The organism is Streptomyces populi (assembly GCF_002911015.1).
GTDB classification, from domain to species: Bacteria; Actinomycetota; Actinomycetes; order Streptomycetales; family Streptomycetaceae; genus Streptomyces; species Streptomyces populi.
In genome coordinates this window covers 1-1,100 of sequence record NZ_KZ627091.1, presented here as the reverse complement: position 1 = coordinate 1,100, position 1,100 = coordinate 1, and the positions used below count along the sequence as shown (strand labels likewise).

At 71.5% G+C, this 1,100-nt stretch carries 1 protein-coding gene; it reads right to left on the bottom strand.

Translation table 11 applies throughout. The annotated features are described in order from the left end of the window. Window positions 1-146: 146 nt before the first annotated feature. Complete coding sequence (locus CW362_RS42815; RefSeq protein ID WP_103554954.1) at window positions 147-950, bottom strand: TetR/AcrR family transcriptional regulator; 804 nt, start codon at window positions 948-950, stop codon at window positions 147-149. Window positions 951-1,100 lie beyond the last annotated feature (150 nt).

Below are 1,100 nucleotides of genomic sequence, written 5' to 3'. Positions count from 1 at the left end.
CGTGCCGGTACATCGATGCCCGTCGCCACCGACGCCCACCCCTCACCCGACGGCGACGGGCCGATGCACCGGCACGGCCCCGACCCACGACGCACCGGCACCGAACCCGAGCCGCGACGCACCGGCACCGAACCCGAGCCGCGAGGTCACCCCCGCGCCACCATCGCCTCGATCCCCGCGATCAACAGCGACAGCGCGAACCCGAAGTCCCGCTCCCGCATCTCGGACACGGTGTCCCCGCCCCGCGCCTCCATGAGACCCGCCGCGCTCTCGAGGTGCGCGGCGAACCGCGGCTCCTCGCCGATGGTGCTCATGGCCCGCCGGAAGTACTCGTCCTGCGACATGCCCGCCGAAGCGCAGCGCTGCACGAAGTGGCCCTCGATCGTCCCGAACCCGTACACGAACTGGAACACCGCCGACATCGCCCCCATCTGCCCGTGCGGTGGCATCCCGGTGTTCCGGATCACCTGCCGCACACACGACGAGAACGCCAGCGAACACGGCCCGATGTTCAGGAAGTTCCCTATCAGCGTCGACACCCAGGGGTGGCGCACCAGCAGCGCCCGGTACCCGACGGCCAGCGCCCGCAGCTGATCACGCCAGCCGTCCTCCGACCCGGCGTCCGGCAGCTCCAGTTCACCGAACACGGCGTCGAGCGCGAGCTCCAGCAGATCGTCCTTGGTGTCGACGTACCAGTACACGGACATCGCCGTGACGTTCAGCTCCGCCGCCAGCCGCCGCATGGAGAACTTCGCCAGCCCCTCGGCGTCCAGCAACCGCACCGTGGCCCCGGTGATCCGCTCCCGGTCGAGCCCGGACGGCTGTCCACCTCCCCGGGCCACCCCGTCCCTGGGAGCCCGGTCACGGGGAACCTTGCCGCGGGAAGCCCCGCCCTCCAGCCAGACACTGGTCCGCTCCGGTCGCCTCGCCCTGTCGGCTGCCTTCACCATGGCGCACCCTCCTGGGAACTCGAACCCCGTCGCGGGCCGGAACCTCCCGGACCACCCTCCTCGACGATGCTAGGCGGGCCCTTCAGGGACATCGACCGCACTCCGTCCGAAATCCGGCCCTCCCACGAAACGGCGGTGGGCCCGGGGGAG

Coding starts and splice junctions, on each gene's coding strand:
- CW362_RS42815 (WP_103554954.1), bottom strand. CDS start 950: ATGGTGAAGGCAGCCGACAGGGCGAGGCGACCGGAGCGGACCAGTGTC.